The 17,641-nt window shown below is 74.7% G+C and carries 14 protein-coding genes and 3 tRNA genes; 11 read left to right on the forward strand and 6 right to left on the reverse strand.

Annotated features, from left to right (window positions below; all coding sequences use genetic code 11):
• The first annotated feature begins 757 nt into the window (after positions 1 to 757).
• From ACFCY1_RS27910 to ACFCY1_RS27930, 5 genes are all read left to right on the forward strand, one after another.
• Positions 758 to 1,702: a PAC2 family protein gene (locus ACFCY1_RS27910; RefSeq protein ID WP_049650218.1), complete on the forward strand. Its 945-nt coding sequence runs from the start codon at positions 758 to 760 to the stop codon at positions 1,700 to 1,702.
• A 257-nt stretch (positions 1,703 to 1,959) separates the two neighbouring features.
• The gene (locus ACFCY1_RS27915; RefSeq protein WP_375876419.1) at positions 1,960 to 2,967 is read left to right on the forward strand and encodes an SGNH/GDSL hydrolase family protein; all 1,008 of its coding nucleotides are present in this window, start codon (positions 1,960 to 1,962) and stop codon (positions 2,965 to 2,967) included.
• A gap of 173 nt (positions 2,968 to 3,140) precedes the next feature.
• A complete protein-coding gene (locus tag ACFCY1_RS27920) occupies positions 3,141 to 4,451 on the forward strand; it encodes a deoxyguanosinetriphosphate triphosphohydrolase (protein ID WP_049650217.1) in 1,311 nt (436 codons plus the stop codon).
• A gap of 101 nt (positions 4,452 to 4,552) precedes the next feature.
• The gene (gene dnaG / locus ACFCY1_RS27925; RefSeq protein ID WP_375876420.1) at positions 4,553 to 6,460 is read left to right on the forward strand and encodes a DNA primase; all 1,908 of its coding nucleotides are present in this window, start codon (positions 4,553 to 4,555) and stop codon (positions 6,458 to 6,460) included.
• A 171-nt stretch (positions 6,461 to 6,631) separates the two neighbouring features.
• Positions 6,632 to 7,786: an RNA polymerase sigma factor gene (locus ACFCY1_RS27930; protein ID WP_375876421.1), complete on the forward strand. Its 1,155-nt coding sequence runs from the start codon at positions 6,632 to 6,634 to the stop codon at positions 7,784 to 7,786.
• Positions 7,787 to 7,799: 13 nt separating this feature from the next.
• Here the strand turns inward: ACFCY1_RS27930 and ACFCY1_RS27935 are convergent, their stop codons facing one another.
• The 4 genes from ACFCY1_RS27935 to ACFCY1_RS27950 form a co-directional block, all read right to left on the reverse strand.
• Positions 7,800 to 8,861 carry a DUF2690 domain-containing protein gene (locus tag ACFCY1_RS27935; RefSeq protein ID WP_375876422.1) on the reverse strand — a complete coding sequence of 354 codons (1,062 nt, stop codon included), beginning with the start codon at positions 8,859 to 8,861 and terminating at the stop codon, positions 7,800 to 7,802.
• Positions 8,862 to 9,292: 431 nt separating this feature from the next.
• A complete protein-coding gene (locus ACFCY1_RS27940) occupies positions 9,293 to 10,696 on the reverse strand; it encodes a glutamate decarboxylase (protein ID WP_074000755.1) in 1,404 nt (467 codons plus the stop codon).
• Positions 10,697 to 10,822: 126 nt separating this feature from the next.
• Positions 10,823 to 12,256 (reverse strand): FGGY family carbohydrate kinase, encoded by a 1,434-nt coding sequence (locus ACFCY1_RS27945; RefSeq protein ID WP_049650212.1) that lies wholly within the window; start codon positions 12,254 to 12,256, stop codon positions 10,823 to 10,825.
• A 169-nt stretch (positions 12,257 to 12,425) separates the two neighbouring features.
• Complete coding sequence (locus ACFCY1_RS27950; protein ID WP_310593127.1) at positions 12,426 to 12,731, reverse strand: hypothetical protein; 306 nt, start codon at positions 12,729 to 12,731, stop codon at positions 12,426 to 12,428.
• Between the two features lie 229 nt (positions 12,732 to 12,960).
• Between ACFCY1_RS27950 and ACFCY1_RS27955 the strand changes: the two genes are divergently transcribed.
• Positions 12,961 to 13,033, forward strand: a tRNA-Asn gene (locus tag ACFCY1_RS27955).
• A gap of 61 nt (positions 13,034 to 13,094) precedes the next feature.
• A tRNA-Asn gene (locus tag ACFCY1_RS27960) sits at positions 13,095 to 13,167 on the forward strand.
• 134 nt (positions 13,168 to 13,301) lie between these two features.
• On the opposite strand, the gene ACFCY1_RS27965 is transcribed toward ACFCY1_RS27960, so the two are convergent.
• Entirely contained in the window at positions 13,302 to 14,048 is a 747-nt protein-coding gene (locus ACFCY1_RS27965) for a trypsin-like serine peptidase (protein ID WP_375876423.1), read from the reverse strand.
• A gap of 117 nt (positions 14,049 to 14,165) precedes the next feature.
• Positions 14,166 to 15,029, reverse strand: a complete 864-nt coding sequence (locus tag ACFCY1_RS27970; protein WP_375876424.1) for a trypsin-like serine peptidase — start codon at positions 15,027 to 15,029, stop codon at positions 14,166 to 14,168.
• A gap of 189 nt (positions 15,030 to 15,218) precedes the next feature.
• Between ACFCY1_RS27970 and ACFCY1_RS27975 the strand changes: the two genes are divergently transcribed.
• The 4 genes from ACFCY1_RS27975 to ACFCY1_RS27990 all read left to right on the forward strand — a co-directional run bounded on the left by ACFCY1_RS27975 (position 15,219) and on the right by ACFCY1_RS27990 (position 17,572).
• A tRNA-Ile gene (locus ACFCY1_RS27975) sits at positions 15,219 to 15,292 on the forward strand.
• A 304-nt stretch (positions 15,293 to 15,596) separates the two neighbouring features.
• Positions 15,597 to 16,544, forward strand: a complete 948-nt coding sequence (locus ACFCY1_RS27980; RefSeq protein WP_375876425.1) for an SPFH domain-containing protein — start codon at positions 15,597 to 15,599, stop codon at positions 16,542 to 16,544.
• 9 nt (positions 16,545 to 16,553) lie between these two features.
• Complete coding sequence (locus ACFCY1_RS27985) at positions 16,554 to 16,826, forward strand: hypothetical protein (RefSeq protein ID WP_375876426.1); 273 nt, start codon at positions 16,554 to 16,556, stop codon at positions 16,824 to 16,826.
• Between the two features lie 41 nt (positions 16,827 to 16,867).
• Entirely contained in the window at positions 16,868 to 17,572 is a 705-nt protein-coding gene (locus ACFCY1_RS27990) for a GPP34 family phosphoprotein (protein ID WP_375876427.1), read from the forward strand.
• Positions 17,573 to 17,641 lie beyond the last annotated feature (69 nt).

Here is a 17,641-nt window from a genome sequence, read left to right on the forward strand (position 1 = left end):
TCTGTCCTTCATCGGTCGGAGGGAGCCTCCCGGGCCGGGGTACGGCACGGGGTGCGCTGGACATGGGTACGCCTGGGCCCGGGTCCGTCCGCCGGGTACCCGCGCACGCCGGAGGTCCGGTCGAACGGGGTGGGGGCGGCGGCCCGGAGCGGGCGGCGCGGGGGTGCCGGAACGGACACGGGTCCTCGGACCGGTCCGGCGGGAACAGCGAGGGGACAGTGTGCGTCCGCGAAATGGCCGAAGAGGAGACGAGAGCGCGAAGGGAAGCGGGCGGCCAGGTGAAGGCAAGATGCGTCGTGGGGGCTGGCCGAGCAGCGGACCGGGACGTGGCCGACGGCGTTACGGACGACGTGGCGACGACGCGACGATGCGAGGCAGCGAGAGGACGATACCCGCCAGAAGGCGGTGCGTCACTTCGCGGCACGCGAATGGCCGCGCGGGCCGTTCCGGGGCCCCGCGGACGGGCCTCCCGCGGGGGCGCTACCAGGGCCGTGACCAGGGGCTCTTCGGTCGGGTGCGATCATGGTCCGGAGCGGTCGGCCGAGGCCGTCGGGCGCGCCCCCGGGGAGCCGTCGGACGGGTACCGGAGCGGCCGTGGAGCGGCTCCGGAACGGCCCCGGCGCGGCCCCGTGGACGTGTCCGTCCGCGGGGCGGGGGCGGGGCGGGGCCGGGGCGGGAATTCCGGCGGCGCCCGGCACGCTGCAGAGGACGAGAAGCCGGTCGACCGGAACGAGCAGGGAACGGGGTTGGGTGCGCGGTGCGTGACTTCCAGGCGTTGTACGAGCTGGATCAGCAGGGCGTGGCCGCCGTCGCCGCGGCCAACGAGCAGTTGCGCGACACCGGTGCCGGCCTCGTGCTGCTGCAGCACTACGAGGGCTTCATGGACGCCGGGGAGGCCGGCGGCCAGGTGGTGGCCCACCTGCTGGAGACGGGCTCGCCGCAGGTCGTGGCCCGCTTCGACCACGACCGTCTGGTGGACTACCGGGCCCGCCGCCCGGCGATGGTCTTCGACCACGACCACTGGACGTCCTACGACCCCCCGGAGATCCTGCTCCAGCTCGTCCACGACGCCGCCGGCGCGCCGTTCCTGCTGCTCAGCGGCCCCGAACCGGACGTCGAGTGGGAGCGCTTCGCGCGGGCCGTCCGCGAGCTGGTGGAGCGCTTCGAGGTCCGGCTCTCGATCGACTTCCACGGCATCCCGATGGGCGTGCCGCACACCCGCCCGGTCGGCATGACGCCGCACGGCAACCGGCTGGACCTCGCCCCGGGCTACCCGCAGTGGTTCGAGCAGGCGCAGGTGCCGGGCAGCGCCCAGGCGCTGGTGGAGTACCGCCTGGCCGAGGCCGGGTGCGACGTCCTGGGCTTCGCCGTGCACGTCCCGCACTACGTGGCCCGCTCCGCCTACCCGGCGGCGGCCGTGCAGGTCCTGGAGGCGGTGCAGTCCGCCACCGGGCTGGTGCTGCCCGGCACCCGGCTGCGCGAGCAGGTCTCCGAGGTCTACGCCGACATCGAGGAGCAGCTGGCCCAGGGGGACGGCGAGTTGCGCTCGGCGATCCGCGGCATGGAGGGCCAGTACGACGCCGTGGCGGGCGCGGAGGGCCGGGAGAGCCTGCTGGCCGAGCCGGTGGACCTGCCCTCGGCGGACGAACTGGGGCGGCGCTTCGAGCAGTTCCTGGCCGAGCACGAGCGCGGCGCGGAGTAGTCGACGCGGAGTAGTCGAGCGGAGCGGCCGACGCGCACGCGGTTTCGTGGTGCGCCGGCCGGAGAGGGCGCGCGGAAGCGGTCGGAAGCCGGTGCCCGGACGGCCCCGGGGTCGGTTTCCGGCCGGTTCGGGCCCGCCGTAAGGCGATTCGGCCGGGGCGGGAGTCATCGGCCGCGATCGTTCGTTGGCCCCTGATGTGCCCGGGGGACGGGCCGCCGCAAGGAGCCGACCGTGACCCGTATCCCCGGGGGGAGACCATGCCGAGGACCGTTCGCCCGACCATCGCCCTGACCGTCGGACTGGCCGCAGCGCTGCTGGCCGGCTGCACCGACAACACCGCTTCGGACAGCGGGGCCGGCGGCGCCGCGGGCGCGGCGTCCGACCGCGCGCGGGCCGGCGCGGCCGCGTCGCCGACCGCCGCCCCGCCGCCCACCGGCCCGTACGTCGCGCTCGGCGACTCGTACACCGCGGGGATGAAGATCTCCCCGCAGGTCGGCGAGCCGGGCGCCTGCTACCGCTCCGGGGCCAACTACCCGTCCCTGGTGGCGAAGGGGCTCTCGCTCGCCGCCGACCAGTTCAAGGACGTCAGCTGCAGCGGCGCCCGCACCGGGGACCTGACCGGCCCGCAGAAGGTCGCCGACGGCACCAACCCGGCCCAGCTGGACGCGCTCACCGCGGACACCCGGCTGGTCACCCTGGGGATCGGCGGCAACGACGCCGGCTTCATCGAGGTCGTGACGGAGTGCGCCAAGGCCAACCTGGTGGACATCGTCAAGGGCGTGATCAGCGACAGCGCGGACCGGATCAGTGACTCGCCCTGCCGCGAGCACTACGCCGCCGGCAGCGGCACCGACGAGGTCCAGCGCAAGGTGGACGCGGCCGGCGACCGGATCGGCCAGGTGCTCCAGGACGTCAAGAAGCGCTCCCCGAAGGCCAAGGTGTACGTGATCGGCTACCCGGGGCTGCTCCCGGCCGACCCGGCGAACTGCCTGCCGGTGCTGGGCAACGCGGTGGCCGCCTCCGACCTCGCCTTCCTGGTGGAGAAGCAGCAGCAGCTCAACGGCATGCTCAAGAAGCGCGCGGACGCGGCCGGCGCGGTGTTCGTCGACCTCGCCGGGCCCTCGGCCGGGCACGACATGTGCGCGGGGGAGGACAAGCGCTGGGTGGAGCCGCCGCTCCCGGCCCAGGGGTCGGCGCCGATCCACCCCAACGCCAAGGGGCAGGAGGCGATGTCCGGGGTGGTCCTGAAGGCGATCAAGGGCTGAGGACGCCCGCGCCGGGGCGCGGGACGGAGGGGGCGCGAGGGGTGCGCCGGCCGGGTGGGGCGGACCCATCGGGGCGGGCACCCGCGCGCCGCGCACCGTTCACGCCCCGGCCCGCACCCCTTCGTGCGCGGCACACCCCGCGTGTCGGGGGCGCGGCGTACGGTGAAGGACATATGGACGACACCACGCACCGCCTCGCCGCCCCGATCACGTACGACCACGCCGCCGAGGCCCGCTGGGTCCCCGAACCCGACAAGCGCCCGGGCCGTACGGCCTTCCAGCGGGACCGCGCCCGGGTGCTGCACTCGGCGGCGCTGCGCCGGCTGGCCGGCACCACCCAGGTGGTCGCCCCGATGCGCAGCGACTTCCCGCGCACCCGCCTCACCCACTCCCTCGAATGCGCCCAGGTCGGGCGGGAGTTGGGCGCCGCCCTGGGCTGCGACCCGGACCTCGTGGAGACCGCCTGCCTGGCCCACGACATCGGCCACCCGCCGTTCGGCCACACCGGCGAGGAGGCCCTCGACCAGGCCGCCGAGGCCTGCGGCGGCTTCGAGGGCAACGCCCAGTCGCTGCGCATCCTGACCCGGCTCGAACCCAAGCGCTTCGCGCCCGAGGGAGAGCAGCCGGCCGTCCGGCTCGCCCCCTGGCCGGGCCGCAGCGTCGGCCTCAACCTGAGCCGGGCCGCCCTCGACGCCGCCGGCAAGTACCCGTGGACCAAGGGCGCCCACCCCACCGACCCGGCCTCGTCCAAGTACGGCGTCTACGCCGACGACCTGCCGGTCTTCCGCTGGCTGCGGGCCGGCTCCCCGGCCGGGCGCAAGTGCTTCGAGGCCACCGTGATGGACTGGTCCGACGACGTGGCCTACTCCACCCACGACGTCGAGGACGGCCTCCAGGCCGGCCACATCGACCCGGCCGTGCTGCGCGCCCCCGGCGAGCGGGCCGAACTCTTCAAGGTCGCCGAGCGCTACGCCCCGGACGCCGAGCCGGAGGAGCTGGCCGCCGCCCTGGACCGGCTGCTCGCCCAGGAGTGGTGGCCCCGCTCCTACGACGGCACCGCCCGGGCCCGGGCCGGGCTCAAGGACCTCACCAGCCAGCTGATCGGCCGCTTCTGCCTGGCCGCCGAGCAGGCCACCCGCGCCCGTTACGGCCCCGGCCGGCTCACCCGCTACGCCGCCGAGCTGGTGGTGCCGAGGGACGTCCGGCTGGAGTGCGCGGTGCTCAAGGCGGTCGCCGTCCGCTTCGTGATGCAGCGCGACGAGCAGGCCCAGCTGCGGGCCCGCCAGCGGATCGTGATCGCCGAGCTGGCGTACGTCCTCACCCAGCGCGCCCCCGACGGGCTGGACCCGGTGTTCGCCGCCATGTACCACGAGGCCGAGGACGACCGCGCCGCCCTGCGCACGGTCGTCGACCAGATCGCCACCCTCACGGACGCCTCCGCCCTGGCCCTGCACGCCAAACTCGTCGGCGCCGCCTGGGCGTAGCCGCCGGGCACGGCCGCGACGGCTCCGGTGCGGCCGTGCCCCGACCGGGGCCGAGCCCTCGGCGCGGCCGGAATGCCCCGCCGCCCCAGTAGACTTCCGGGGTGGCCGGGCGGATCAGGGACGAAGACGTACAGGCGGTGCGCAGCGCACTGCCGATCGACGCGGTGGTCGGCGACTACGTACAGCTGACCAACGGTGGCGGTGGCGAGTACAAGGGCGTCTGCCCCTTCCACGACGAGAAGTCCGCCTCGTTCTACGTGAACCCCGCCAAGGGCGTCTTCCACTGCTTCGGCTGCCAGGAGAACGGCGACACCATCGCCTTCCTGATGAAGATCGAGCACTTCACCTTCGCCGAGGCCGTCGAGCGGATGGCCGCCCAGGCCGGCATCACCCTGCGCTACGAGGAGGGCGGCTACAGCCCCCGCCACCAGCAGGGCGAGCGCACCCGGCTGGTCGAGGCGCACAAGGTGGCCGCCGCCTGGTACCAGGAGCAGCTGGCCTCGCCGGAGGCGGAGATCGGCCGCCGCTTCCTGGCCGAGCGCGGCTTCGACGAGGAGGCCGCCAGGACCTTCGGCGTCGGTTACGCCCCCGCGGGCTGGGAGCACCTGGTCCGCTACCTGCGCGGCAAGGGCTTCACCGACAAGGAGATCCTGCTCGGCGGCCTCGCCTCGCAGGGCCAGCGCGGCGGCCTGATCGACCGCTTCCGGGGCCGGCTGGTCTGGCCGATCCGGGACATCGCGGGCGAGGTGGTCGGCTTCGGCGCCCGCCGCCTGCGCGAGGACGACAACGGCCCGAAGTACCTCAACACCCCCGAGACGCCGATCTACAAGAAGTCCCACGTGCTGTACGGGATCGACCTGGCGAAGAAGGAGATCGCCAAGTCGGGCCGCGCGGTGGTGGTCGAGGGCTACACCGACGTGATGGCCTGCCACCTGGCCGGGGTCACCTCGGCGGTGGCCACCTGCGGCACCGCCTTCGCCGAGGACCACATCAAGATCATCCGACGGCTGCTGATGGACACCTCGCAGTACCGGGGCGAGACCGTCTTCACCTTCGACGGCGACGCGGCCGGGCAGAAGGCCGCCCTGCGCGCCTTCGAGGACGACCAGAAGTTCGCCGCCAAGACCTCCATCGCGGTCAGCCCGGGCGGCATGGACCCGTGCGACCTGCGCCTGGCCCAGGGCGACGAGGCGGTCAAGCACCTGATCGACAACCCGGTCCCACTGTTCGAGTTCGCGCTGACCTCGGCGGTCGCCCGGCACCGGGTGGACACCCCGGAGGGGCGCTCGGCGGCGCTGGAGGAGGCGGCCCCGATCGTCGCCAAGATCAAGGACCGCTCGATCCAGCACGAGTACGCCGTCCGCCTGGCCGGCATGCTCGGCATCCTGGACGAGCAGTTCGTCGTCCGCCGGATCTCCCAGCTGGCCCGCTGGGACCGCGAGCGCCAGCAGAACCCGCGCGGCGCGGCCGCCCAGCGCCGCCCCGAGCCGGCCCAGCCGCAGCGCGCCGCACAGCCCGCCTACCGGCTCAACCCGCGCGACCCGGCCCAGTTCGTCGAGCGGGAGCTGCTCAAGCTGGCGCTCCAGCACCCGGACCTGGTCAGCCCGGCCTTCGACCACTACGGCGAGGACGAGTTCCCGACCCCGCCGTACACCGCCGTCCGGCAGGCCGTCGCCAAGGCCGGCGGCGCCGCGTACGGGGCGACCCTGCCCGACTTCACCAGCGCGGTGCGCGAGGCGGCCCCGGACGACCAGGTGCGCTCGCTGGTCACCGAGCTGACCGTCGAGCCGGTCCGCTCGCGCCGCAAGGCGGACGCGATCTACGCGGGGGAGTTCCTGGTCAAGCTGCGCCTGCTGGCGGTGGACCGGCGGATCACCGAGGTCCGCGGCTACCTCCAGCGGCTCGGCCCCCGGGCCGAGGCCGAGCAGCTGCACGCGGTGCAGACCGAGCTGTGGCAGCTCCAGCAGTACGGGCAGCAGCTGCGCAGCCAGGGCGCGGCGGCGCTGTAACGCGCCCCGCGGCACCCGCCGCCCGGACGCGGTGTCCGGACCCGGCGCCCGAACCCGCGCGCAGAAAGTCGGCGCACGAGTCTCGGCCACGGAGCGTGGCGTACCGCACACTGGAGGGCGTCCCACCTCCGTACTGCGCGGGTCCGCCAGAGTCGCGCCCGCCCCGAGGGGATGCCCGTGGAGCAAGGCGTCGTCGCAGCGACCACCACCAGTACGAGAGCGAACCCCGCCGAACCGGACGGGGAGCAGGACACCCACCACGGCCGGGCCGGGGCGGTGCCCCCGGACGGTGCCCGGATCCCCGCCCAGGGCCTGCCGGAGGGCCATCCGGACAGCCCGGACCCCGAAGCCGGGTCCGGGGCGCGGGCCGACGCCGAGGACCCGGACGAGCGCCGCGGGCCCGCCGACGACACCGGGCCGGCCGCCGACCTGCTGCGCCAGTACCTGCGCGAGATCGGCCGGATCCGCCTGCTCACCGCCGAGGAGGAGGTCGAGCTGGCCCGCCGGGTGGAGGCCGGCGTCTTCGCCGAGGAGCGGCTGAACGGCGACCCGCCGCCGCCCGACCCGCTGGGCGGCGAGCTGGACACCCTGGTGGTGCGGGGCCGGATCGCCAAGCGCCGGCTGATCGAGGCGAACCTGCGGCTGGTCGTCTCCGTCGCCAAGCGCTACGTCGGGCGCGGGCTGACCCTGCTGGACCTGGTCCAGGAGGGCAACCTGGGCCTGATCCGGGCGGTGGAGAAGTTCGACTACACCCGCGGTTTCAAGTTCTCCACGTACGCGACCTGGTGGATCCGGCAGGCGATGAGCCGGGCCCTGGCCGACCAGGCCCGGACGATCCGGGTGCCGGTGCACGTGGTCGAGCTGATCAACCGGGTGGTCCGGGCGAAGCGCGGCCTGCTCCAGGAACGCGGCCTGGAACCGACCGCGGCCGATATCGCCGCCGCCCTGGAGCTGACCGAGGAACGGGTGCGCGAGCTGCTCCGGCTGGCCCAGGAGCCGATCTCGCTGCACACCCCGGTCGGCGAGGAGGACGACGTCGCGCTCGGGGACCTGATCGAGGACGCCGACGCCGCCTCGCCCGCCGAGTCCGCGACCTTCCTGCTGCTGCGCCAGCACCTGGAGGCCGTCCTGGCCACCCTGGGAGATCGGGAGCGCCAGGTCGTCCAGCTCCGCTACGGGCTGGACGACGGTCGCCCGCGCACGCTGGAGGAGATCGGCGCGGTGTTCGGCGTGACGCGGGAGCGGATCCGCCAGATCGAGTCGAAGACCCTGGTCAAGCTCCGCGACCACGCCTGCGCCGAGCAGCTGCGCGGCTACCTCGACTGAGCCCGGCCAGGCTCTAGGACGGACTCGGCGCCGCGGCCGGAGCCGACGGGTCGGCCGGTGCGGGGTCGGCCGGTGTGGCCGGGGCCGGGGTCGTGGACGCGCCCGCGCCGGTGCCCGGCGGGGGAGAGGCGGGCCCGATCGGGATCGGGGTGGAGGCCACCACCATGGCCAGGTCGGAGACGACCGCGGTGCAGTCGTGGCCGGCCGGCTGGTAGCCGCAGACCTGGAAGGTGACGGTCGGGTCCGCCGCGTCCAGCATCGCCGAGTAGTTGTCGTAGCCCCAGTGGATGAGCGCCGTCTCGCTCTCGCCGGTGCCGTCGGTGATCGTCGCGTAGTCCTTCGGCTGGCCCTCGGTGATGGCCGCCCAGGCGGCCCGGCAGGTCTGGCTGTACCGGAGGTAGACGACCACCTTGCCGACCACCTGGGTCTGCAGGGTCCGGGCGTCCTTGCCGCAGCCGGTGGTCTTCGGGTCCTTGTGCGCGCAGCCGACGGCCTGACAGGCCGGGGCGGTGGGCCCGGGCTTGGGAGCGGCGGAGGCACCGGTCGTCGCGGCGGGCCGGTCGGCCGCCGCGGCCTGCCCGTCGTGCCGGCTGATCCGCAGGCCCACCAGCACCAGCAGCAGCGCCAGCGCGGCCGCACCGGAGACCAGCGCCGCCGGGCGCCGCCACCAGACGGCGGGGGCGGGCCCGGCCACCGGAGCCTCCTCGACGGAGACGGGTTCCCGAACGGCCTCCTCGACGGCGGGTTCCGCTACGGCGGGCCCCTCCACGGCGGCATCCTCGGCGCCCGAGGGCCCGTCAGCGACGGCCTCCGGCCCGGCCACCGCCCGCCGCCACAGCGCCCGCAGCGCGGCCCCGTCGCACTCGACCGCCCCGGCCAGCGCGTCCAGCGCCTGCTCGGTGACGACCCGCTTGCCGTTGAGCCAGCGCTCCCAGGAGGCCCGGCTGTAGTGGGTGCGGGCGGCCAGCTCGGACAGCGACAGTCCGGCGGCGTCCTTGACGGCCCGGAGCTCCTCCGCCAGGCGTCTGGCGGGCTCGGACAGCTCGTCGGGCAGCTGCTTCCAGGCGGAACCCACGGCGGCGCTCCAAACTCGAGAAACGGGGGGCGGGGAACGGGGGAGCGGCAGGGTCCCGGTCCGGGCCGTTCGGCGTCTCCGCTTCTCCAACCTGATCGGCCTGGCGTCCCAAACCCCAGGTCATGGCGCTGAGACGGACGGAAGTGTCTCACAACCCCCGGAGACGCTCGAACATCCATGTGGTCATCGTGCAGAGTTCTCTGGCCGGTGCGGTCCGCCCGTCGGTGGAACCGTTCGGACCCCGATCGATCACCCGTCGTCGGTCCGCACCCGCTCCCGGCCCCCACCGGTCCGGGGCAGCCTCGCGGGGGGAGGCTGCCCCGGACCGCCGGGATGCTCCGGCGGGGAGGGCGCTTCGCTGCGCCCTCCCCGCCGTGACGTTCTCCCGGTCGTACGACCGGCCGGATGCACGCCCGGCCGCGCGAACGGGGTCAGTGGTGGAAGCCCGGCCGGGGCGGCACCCCGAGCTCCCGGAGCGGGACGGGCTGGCGCCGCAGCTCCGGCAGCAGCCGGTCGAGGTCGGCCAGCAGCAGGTCGGCGAGGTCCCGGGAGAAGCCGTTGCGGCAGACCACCCGGAGCACCGACAGGTCCTCCCGGTTCGCCGGGAAGGTGTACGCGGGGACCTGCCAGCCGCGCTCGCGCAGCCGCCGTGAGACGTCGAACACGTCGAACGGGACGTCACCCTCGGTGGTGAGGGCGAACACCGGGACCTGGTCGCCGCGGGTCAGCAGCCGGAAGCCGTCCAGCTTCCCGATCCGCCCGGCCAGGTAGGTGGCGACCTCGCGGCAGGCGCCCTGGACGGCCCGGAAGCCCTCCCGGCCGAGCCGCAGGAAGACGTAGTACTGGGCCACCACCTCGGCGCCGGGCCGGGAGAAGTTGAGGGCGAAGGTCGGCATCTCGCCGCCCAGGTAGTTGACCCGGAAGACCAGCTCCTCCGGCAGCGCCGCCCGGTCGCGCCAGAGCGCCCAGCCCACGCCGGGGTACACCAGGCCGTACTTGTGGCCGGAGGTGTTGATCGAGGCCACCCGGGGCAGCCGGAAGTCCCAGAGCAGCTCCGGGTCGAGGAAGGGCGCCACCATGGCGCCGGAGGCGCCGTCCACGTGCACCGGGACGTCGGTGCCGGTGCGCTCCTGGTAGGCGTCCAGGGCCGCGCAGATCTCCGCGACCGGCTCGTACGAGCCGTCGAAGGTGGAGCCGAGCACGCCGACCACCCCGATGGTGTCCTCGTCGCACAGGGCGACCGCCCGCTCGGCGTCCAGGTGGAAGCGGGTGCCCTCCATCGGCGCGGTGCGCGCCTCGATCTCCCAGAAGTTGCAGAACTTCTCCCAGCACACCTGCACGTTGACGCCCATCACCAGGTTGGGCCGGGCCCCGGCGGCGTAGCGGTCGGCGTTGCGGTGCATCCAGCGGCGCTTGAGCGCCATGCCGGCCAGCATGCAGGCCTCGCTGGAGCCGGTGGTGGAGCAGCCGACCGCGCCGTCCGGGTCGGGGGCGTGCCAGAGGTCGGCGAGGATCGCCACGCAGCGCCGCTCCAGTTCGGCGGTCTGCGGGTACTCGTCCTTGTCGATCATGTTCTTGTCGAGGCACTCGGTCATCAGCCGGGTGGCCTGGGCCTCCATCGAGGTGGTGACGAAGGTCGCCAGGTTGAGCTTGGCGTTGCCGTCCAGCATCAGCTCGTCGTGGATCAGCTGGTACGCGGTCTCGGCCGCGACGGGGACCTCGCCGAGCCGGTGCAGCGGCGGGGCCAGCTTCATCGCGCCCAGCGGGTCGGCGATGGTCGGGTACGGGCCGATGCTCAGCCGGCGGTCGCCGCCAGCCCCCTTGTGCAGCGCCATGGCGTCCTGCCGTCCTTCGGGTCGGTGGCCGTGTCCCGTCCCACGCTGCCACCGGGTGCCGGGCGACGCATCCGCGCGGTCCGTCACCCCCGCTCCGGGGCTCGGTCCGCCGCCCCCGCTCCGGGGTCAGGCCGCCGCCTCCGGGTGGACCTGGTCGCGGGCGGCCCGGTACTGCTGACGCACCGCCGAGCCGATCGCCAGGTCCTGCTCCCCGTCGGGCTCGACGGTCTCGGCGTCGGGCAGCTCCCACTCCGGGGGCTGCGGGGTGCCGGCCAGCGCCCAGGCGGCCTGCCGGGCGGCCCCGCGGGCGGCGTGCGCGCCGGGCGGCGGCACCACGACCGGGACGCCGAACAGCATCGGGGCGATGTGCCGGACGGCGGGCAGCCGCCCGGCCGTGCCGAGCAGGAACACCCGCTTCACCGGGACGCCCTGGGCGCGCAGCACGTCGAGGGCGTCGGCGATGTTGCAGAGCATGCCCTCGACGGCGGCCCGGGCCAGGTGCTGAGGGGTCATCGCCTCGGCCCGCAGGCCGGTCAGGGTGCCGGCCGCGTGCGGCAGCGCGGGGGTGCGCTCGCCGTCCAGGTACGGCAGCAGCACCAGGCCGTAGGCGCCGGGGGAGGAGTGCAGGGCGAGGTCGCTCAGGCCCTCCAGGTCCCGGCCGAGCAGGGCGGCCGTGGAGCGGAGCACCTGGGCGGCGTTGAGGGTGGCGACCATCGGCAGGTGCCGGCCGCTGGCGTCGGCGAAGGAGGAGACCAGGCCGGACGCGTCGACCACGGCCTCCTCGTGCACCGCGAAGATCGTCCCGGCGCTGCCGAGCGAGACCACCGCGTCGCCCGGGCCGAGGCCCAGGCCCAGCGCGGCGGCCATGTTGTCCCCGGTGCCGGCCGAGATCAGCAGGCCCTCGGGGGTGTGCCCGGCGGGCTCGGCCGGGGGCAGGACGTCGGGCAGTCTGAGCTCGTGGCCGAGCGCCAGCTCCACCAGGTCCTGCCGGTACTCGCCGGTGATCGGCGACCAGTAGCCGGTGCCGGAGGCGTCGCCGCGGTCGGTGGTGCGGCGCTTGGGGTGGCCGAGCAGCTGCCAGACCAGCCAGTCGTGCGGCAGCAGCACCTCGGCGACCCGGCGGGCGTTGGCGGGCTCGAACTCGGCCAGCCAGCGCAGCTTGGCGACGGTGTACGTGGGGGCCGGCACGGAGCCGATCGCGGCCGTCCAGGCGGCCGGGCCGCCGAGGGCGTCCAGCAGTTTGGCGGCGGCGCCGCTGGAGCGCGGGTCGTTCCAGAGGATCGCCGGGCGGACCAGCACCCCGCCCGCGTCGAGGCCGATCATCCCGTGCTGCTGGGCGCTGACCCCGATCGCCCGGACGCTCTCCAGCAGGCCGCCGGTCGCGGCGTCGCCGAGCGAGTGCAGCCAGACCTGGGGGTCGGCCTCGCCCGGGCGCAGGTCCTGGTCCTCGGGGACGGGGTGCGGCGCCTTGCCGGAGCGCAGGACGGCGCCGGTGTCGGCGTCGCACGCGACGATCCTGGTGCGGTTGGTCGAGCTGTCTATCCCCGCGACGATGGCCATGCCGAGATCATGCCTCAGCCCGGCCCCGGACGCGTCCGGGCCGGGCGGCCTGTTGCGGGTTCGCGACCCCGGGGCGGGGTCCGCTTCGCCCAGCTGTCACCGTCCCGTCACGGACGGCGGGTACCCGGCCCGACCGCCCCGGGTGAGGCGGTCGGGCCGGGCCCGGCGCTCACGGCCGGAAGGTCCCCCAGCCGTCGTCCTCCGCCCTGGTGCGGTTGAAGTACGGCACCCGGTCGGTGACGGCGTTCGGCAGCCGGTCGCCGACCCGGCCGGCGACCGCGTCGGCCGCCTTCCCGGCCACCGCACCGGCCTGCTGCCGGGCCCGGTCGGTCGCGTTCTGGACCGTGGGGTTCCGGGCGATCTCCCGGGTGACCTTGGCGATCTGTTCGTAGCGCTGGCGCCCGGCTCGCGAGCCCAGGACGTAGCCGGCCGCGAAACCCACGGCCAACGACAGCTTCCACATGGTCGGATCCACCCTCTCCTGGCGGCCTCTGCCGCATTGCCCTACCCGTACGTCGGGACGGCGAACCGTCCGCGCCCCAGCATCCCCGGCCCCGTCGCCGGGCGCGCGCGGGGCACGCCGGGCGGCGATCCGGGGGCGATCCGGGAAAGCGATTGGCGGACCACCCCCCCGAGTGCGCTAATGTATGTCCCGCAGCGAGCGCCGAGGAGCCCGGGAGACCGGGGGTCGAGGCGGGAGCCGATCCCCCATAGCTCAATTGGCAGAGCAGCCGACTGTTAATCGGCAGGTTATTGGTTCGAGTCCAATTGGGGGAGCTCGGGAGAAGGCCCTCCGGGGTCCTGTTCCCGTCCGTGGTACGGAAGTTGGGTACCGCGATCCCGCATAGCTCAATTGGCAGAGCAGCCGACTGTTAATCGGCAGGTTATTGGTTCGAGTCCAATTGCGGGAGCTGCACCGGGCCTGCCCGGTGACTGCTCAGAGCGAAGGCCCCTCGGTCGACCGGGGGGCCTTCGTGTTGTCCCCGTCCGGCTCCGCGGCGTGACGTGCGCGACACCGCCCCCGGCACCGGGGGCGGCTCCCGGGTCAGGCGGTCGCCTTCCGGTAGAGCTCGGCGACCCGCTGGTCGAAGGTGACGCTGTACGAGGTGCCGGGGGTCTCCCCGCCCTCCTGGTAGCCGCCGATCACGCCGACCACCGCGCCGTTCGGGGTGACCCAGGGGCTGCCGCTGGTGCCGTCGGTGTAGCCGCCGCAGTCGAAGCGCTCCTGGGTGGCGCTCTGCGAGCTGGTGCGGACGGCGCAGGTGATCGGCTCGTCGCTCTCGTTCGGGTAGCCGGTGACCGAGACGGACAGCCCGAAGCCCTGGCCGGTGCCGACCGGGTTGCCGCCGACCGCCTCCTCGACCTGCCGGCCGTCGACCGGGCCCACCGTGACGAAGGCCACGTCGTACTCGGGGTCGTCGCCGGCCGCCCAGCGCGGGTCGACGGTGATCGCCTGCACCGGCCAAGTCCCGTACGGGGTGGACCCGTTGCGGTAGCCGGGGGTGAACACCAGGCCGTCCAGCAGGCCGATCCGGCGGGTCTGCACGCAGTGCGCCGCGGTGACCAGCAGGTTGCCCCGGGGGCTGTGCACCACGCTCGCGGTGCAGGCCCGCGGTCCCTGCGCGGTGTGGATGGAGAGGGTGCCGATCCGGTCCCGGGCGGGGCTCCGCTGCGCGACCTCGGCGCGGGGCGCCGCGTCCTGCCCGCCGCAGGCGGTGCCGGCGGCCAGCAGCAGGGCGGCCAGCGCGACCGTTCGTGCCGTGTGCGCGGGCCGCGCCGGGCGGGAGGCCATCGGGGCTCCGTCTCGTCCTCGGGGCGGGCACCGGGGCCGTGCGTTCCGCCGTTCGTGAGGAAGATCTACCAGGCCGGGCCCGGCGGCGCCACCGCCGGGGTCCCGCCCGCCGCCCGGTCAGCCGGTGGCGCGGTCGTACAGCGCCTGGACGCGGTCGCCGAAGTAGCTGCTGTACGAGGTGTCCGGGCTGTTGCCGCCCTCCTGGTAGCCGCCGATCACGCCGACCACGGTGCCGGTCCTGGTGCTCGGGTCGAAGTCGGTGACCCAGGGGCTGCCGCTGGTGCCGCCGGTGTAGTCGGGGCAGTCGATCCGCAGCTGGGTGGGGCTCTGCTGGAGGGTGGTGTTGGAGCAGGTGATCGGGACGCCGCTGCTGCTCGGGTAGCCGGTGATCTTCACCGGGAGCCGGTAGCCGCGGTTGACGCCCAGTCGGTTGGCGCCGAGCACCTGCTGGACCTGCTGCCCGTTCTGGGCCTGGACGACCGCGAAGGCGACGTCCATGTCCGGGTCGGCGTGGTCGTTCCAGGCGTCGTCCACGGTGACGGCCAGCAGCGGCCAGACGCCGCTGGGGGTGTCGCCGTCGCGGTAGCCGGGGACGAAGACCAGGTCGCCGCGCCGGCCGAGCTTCGGGTCCCAGACGCAGTGGGCGGCGGTGACGACGAGGTTGAGCCCGGCGCTGTCGACCACGCTGGCGGTGCAGAAGTGGTCGCCGGTGGCGTTGCGGGTGAACACCGCGCCGACCAGGCCGTTGAGCACCGTGGGCTTGGCGGTGCGGGTGACGCCGGTGTGCCGGCCGGACGCGCCCTTGAACCGCTGCCGGTTCCAGCCGTGGCTGTTGACGGCGGCGGAGGTGGCGGCGGCGGTGGGTGGTGCGGAGGTGACGGTCGGGGAGCTTCCGCCCGGCCGCGCCGCGGTGGTGCAGCCCGCCGCGGCCAGCACCAGCGCGAGCGCCGCGGCCGCCGCCCCCGTCCCACGTGTCGTCATCCGCCCAGGCTGCCCCGGACGGGTGCCCCGCCGCCACCCGGGCTGCGCCGCCCGGGAGGGGCGCACCGTCGCGCACCCAGGTGCGCCCCCGGCGAGCATCACGGGTGATCGACCGGCTATGCTGCCCGGGACGGCCTCGCTGGGGCCGTCTGCTGCTGCCGTGTCGACGACCGGCGCGCGCGGCGAACCGGGGCGGTAGCTCAGCCGGTTAGAGCAGGGGACTCATAATCCCTTGGTCGTGGGTTCGAGTCCCACCCGCCCCACCTTCTCGATGTGCGACGAGTGTCGTGACGACCCTTCGCGGGCGGGCCGCCGAGCCGGGGCCCCGCCGCCTTTCCACCGCATGCGACGTCGCAGAGTCTAGGCCGCGGCCACCCTCCTTCCCCGTGTGGCGCGCCGGAATTCACCCGCCCGTGGGCATCGGTCCCGACCGTCCCCGACGGCTCTCCGCCGCCCTCTCTGCGGCCGTTCGTCCCCTCCTTCCCGTCACCGGACCCTGGCGCCGCGCGCTCAAAAAGTGATATCACTTTGCCATCGGATGCGGATGCTCGCCGAAGGAGTCGCCCCATGACCACCCAGCCTTTCGCCGTCGAGGACGGTGTCGTCCTGGACCTCCCGGTCCCCAAGATCACCGAACGGGCCATCACCGGGGCGGCCGGCCTGCCGGTCCTCGGCGGCACGCTGCTCGGCCTGCTCGCCGGAGTCGGCTCCTTCGTCGCCGGCGCGGTCCAACTCTCCGGCAGCGGAAAGGGGTTGGGCATCGGGCTGATGGTCCTCGGGCCGGTGCTGCTGCTCGGCTCGGTGGTGCTGATGTGCGGGCTGACGGTGGTCTCGCCCGGACAGGCCCGGGTGGTCCAGCTGCTCGGGCGCTACCGGGGCACCGTCCGCGCCGAGGGCATGACCTGGCTGAACCCCTTCACCAGCCGGCGCCGGATATCCACCCGGATCCGCAACCACGAGACGGAGACCACCAAGGTCAACGACGCGGACGGCAACCCGATCGAGATGGCCGCCGTGGTGGTCTGGCAGGTCGAGGACACCGCGATGGCGGTCTTCGAGGTGGACGACTACGCCGACTTCGTCGCCATCCAGACCGAGACGGCCGTACGGCACATCGCCACCAGCTACCCGTACGACGCCCACCACGAGGGCCAGTTGTCGCTGCGCGACGGCGCGGACGAGATCGCCCGCAAGCTCTCCACCGAGATCGCCGCCCGGGTCGCCGCGGCCGGAGTGCGGGTCATCGAGTCCCGGATCACCAGGCTCGCGTACGCTCCGGAGGTCGCCCAGGTGATGCTCCAGCGCCAGCAGGCCGGGGCCGTGGTGGCGGCGCGCAGGCTGATCGTCGAGGGCGCCGTCGGTATGGTCGAGGAGGCGCTGGACCGGCTCGCCGAACGCGATGTCGTGGAGCTGGACGAGGAGCGCAAGGCCGCCATGGTGAGCAACCTCCTGGTGGTGCTCTGCGGCGACCGCGGCACCCAGCCCGTCGTGAACACGGGCTCCCTCTACCAGTAAGGCGAGGCCTTGGCGACGGAACGGAAGAAGCTCCTGTTGCGACTGGACCCTTCAGTTCACGACGCGCTGGCCCGGTGGGCCGGGGACGAACTGCGCAGCACCAACGCCCAGATCGAGTTCCTGCTCCGCCGTGCCCTCACCGACGCCGGCCGGATGCCCGGCGGCGCGGCCCGGCTCCCCCGGCGCGGACGCCCGCGCAAGGAGAGCCCGCCCGAGGAGAACCCGGAGAGCCGCCCGGAGAGCCCGGAGAGGCCGCAGAGCGGTGGTTCCGCGGCGGACTGACCGCGGCGGGCCGGGCACCGACCGAACGACCGGAGAACGAGATGGACCTGCTCGCCAAACTGCCCAGCAAGCCGCCCGCAGACCTCCCCGTCAACCTGCCCGAGAAGCTGTACCTGCTCGCCTACGACCCGCGGCGCGGGCGGATCACCCGGCAGTCCACCCTCCACCTGGTGCTGCAGGCGGCGGCGCTGACCGAACTGCTGCGCCGCGGACTGGTGCGCGAGGAGGGCCGGACGGCCGTCGCGAGGGTCCGGGACTCCGCTGCCTCGGCCGGCCTCGACCCGTACAGCGCCCACCTGCTGGGCCGGATCCAGGAGAAGCGGCCGCACAGCTGGAGCTGGTGGATCGGCCGCGCCCCCAGCGTCGGGCGCGACCAGCCGGCCCGGCGGATCCGGGAGGGCCTGGCGGAGGCGGGCTGGATCGGCCTCCAGCAGGGCCGGGCGGCCGGGGTGCTCCCGGTCACCCGGGTCACCCTGGACGGGCCCGAGGTGCGCGCGGCGCTGGCGGCCTCCGTCACCGCCGCGCTGAAGGGCCCGCTCAGCCGGGTGGACCCGGCCGACGCGGCGCTGGTGGCCCTGGTCGCCGCGGGGCGGCTGCGCACGGTGCTGGATCCCAAGCAGCGCCGGGAGCACCGCGGCCGGATCGAGAAGCTGTACCCGGCGGCCGGCCCGGTCCCGAAGGCGCTCGGCTCGGCCCTCGCCTGGCGCCAGGCGAGCCACACGGCGGAGATCGCCGTCCTGGGCTGACGGGCCGTCCACGGGGGTGGCGGCCCGTCCCGGGGCGCGGAGCCCGGCCGCCGCACCGGCGGGCCGGGC

This window comes from Kitasatospora sp. NPDC056273, assembly GCF_042268845.1.
Classification (GTDB): Bacteria; Actinomycetota; Actinomycetes; order Streptomycetales; family Streptomycetaceae; genus Kitasatospora.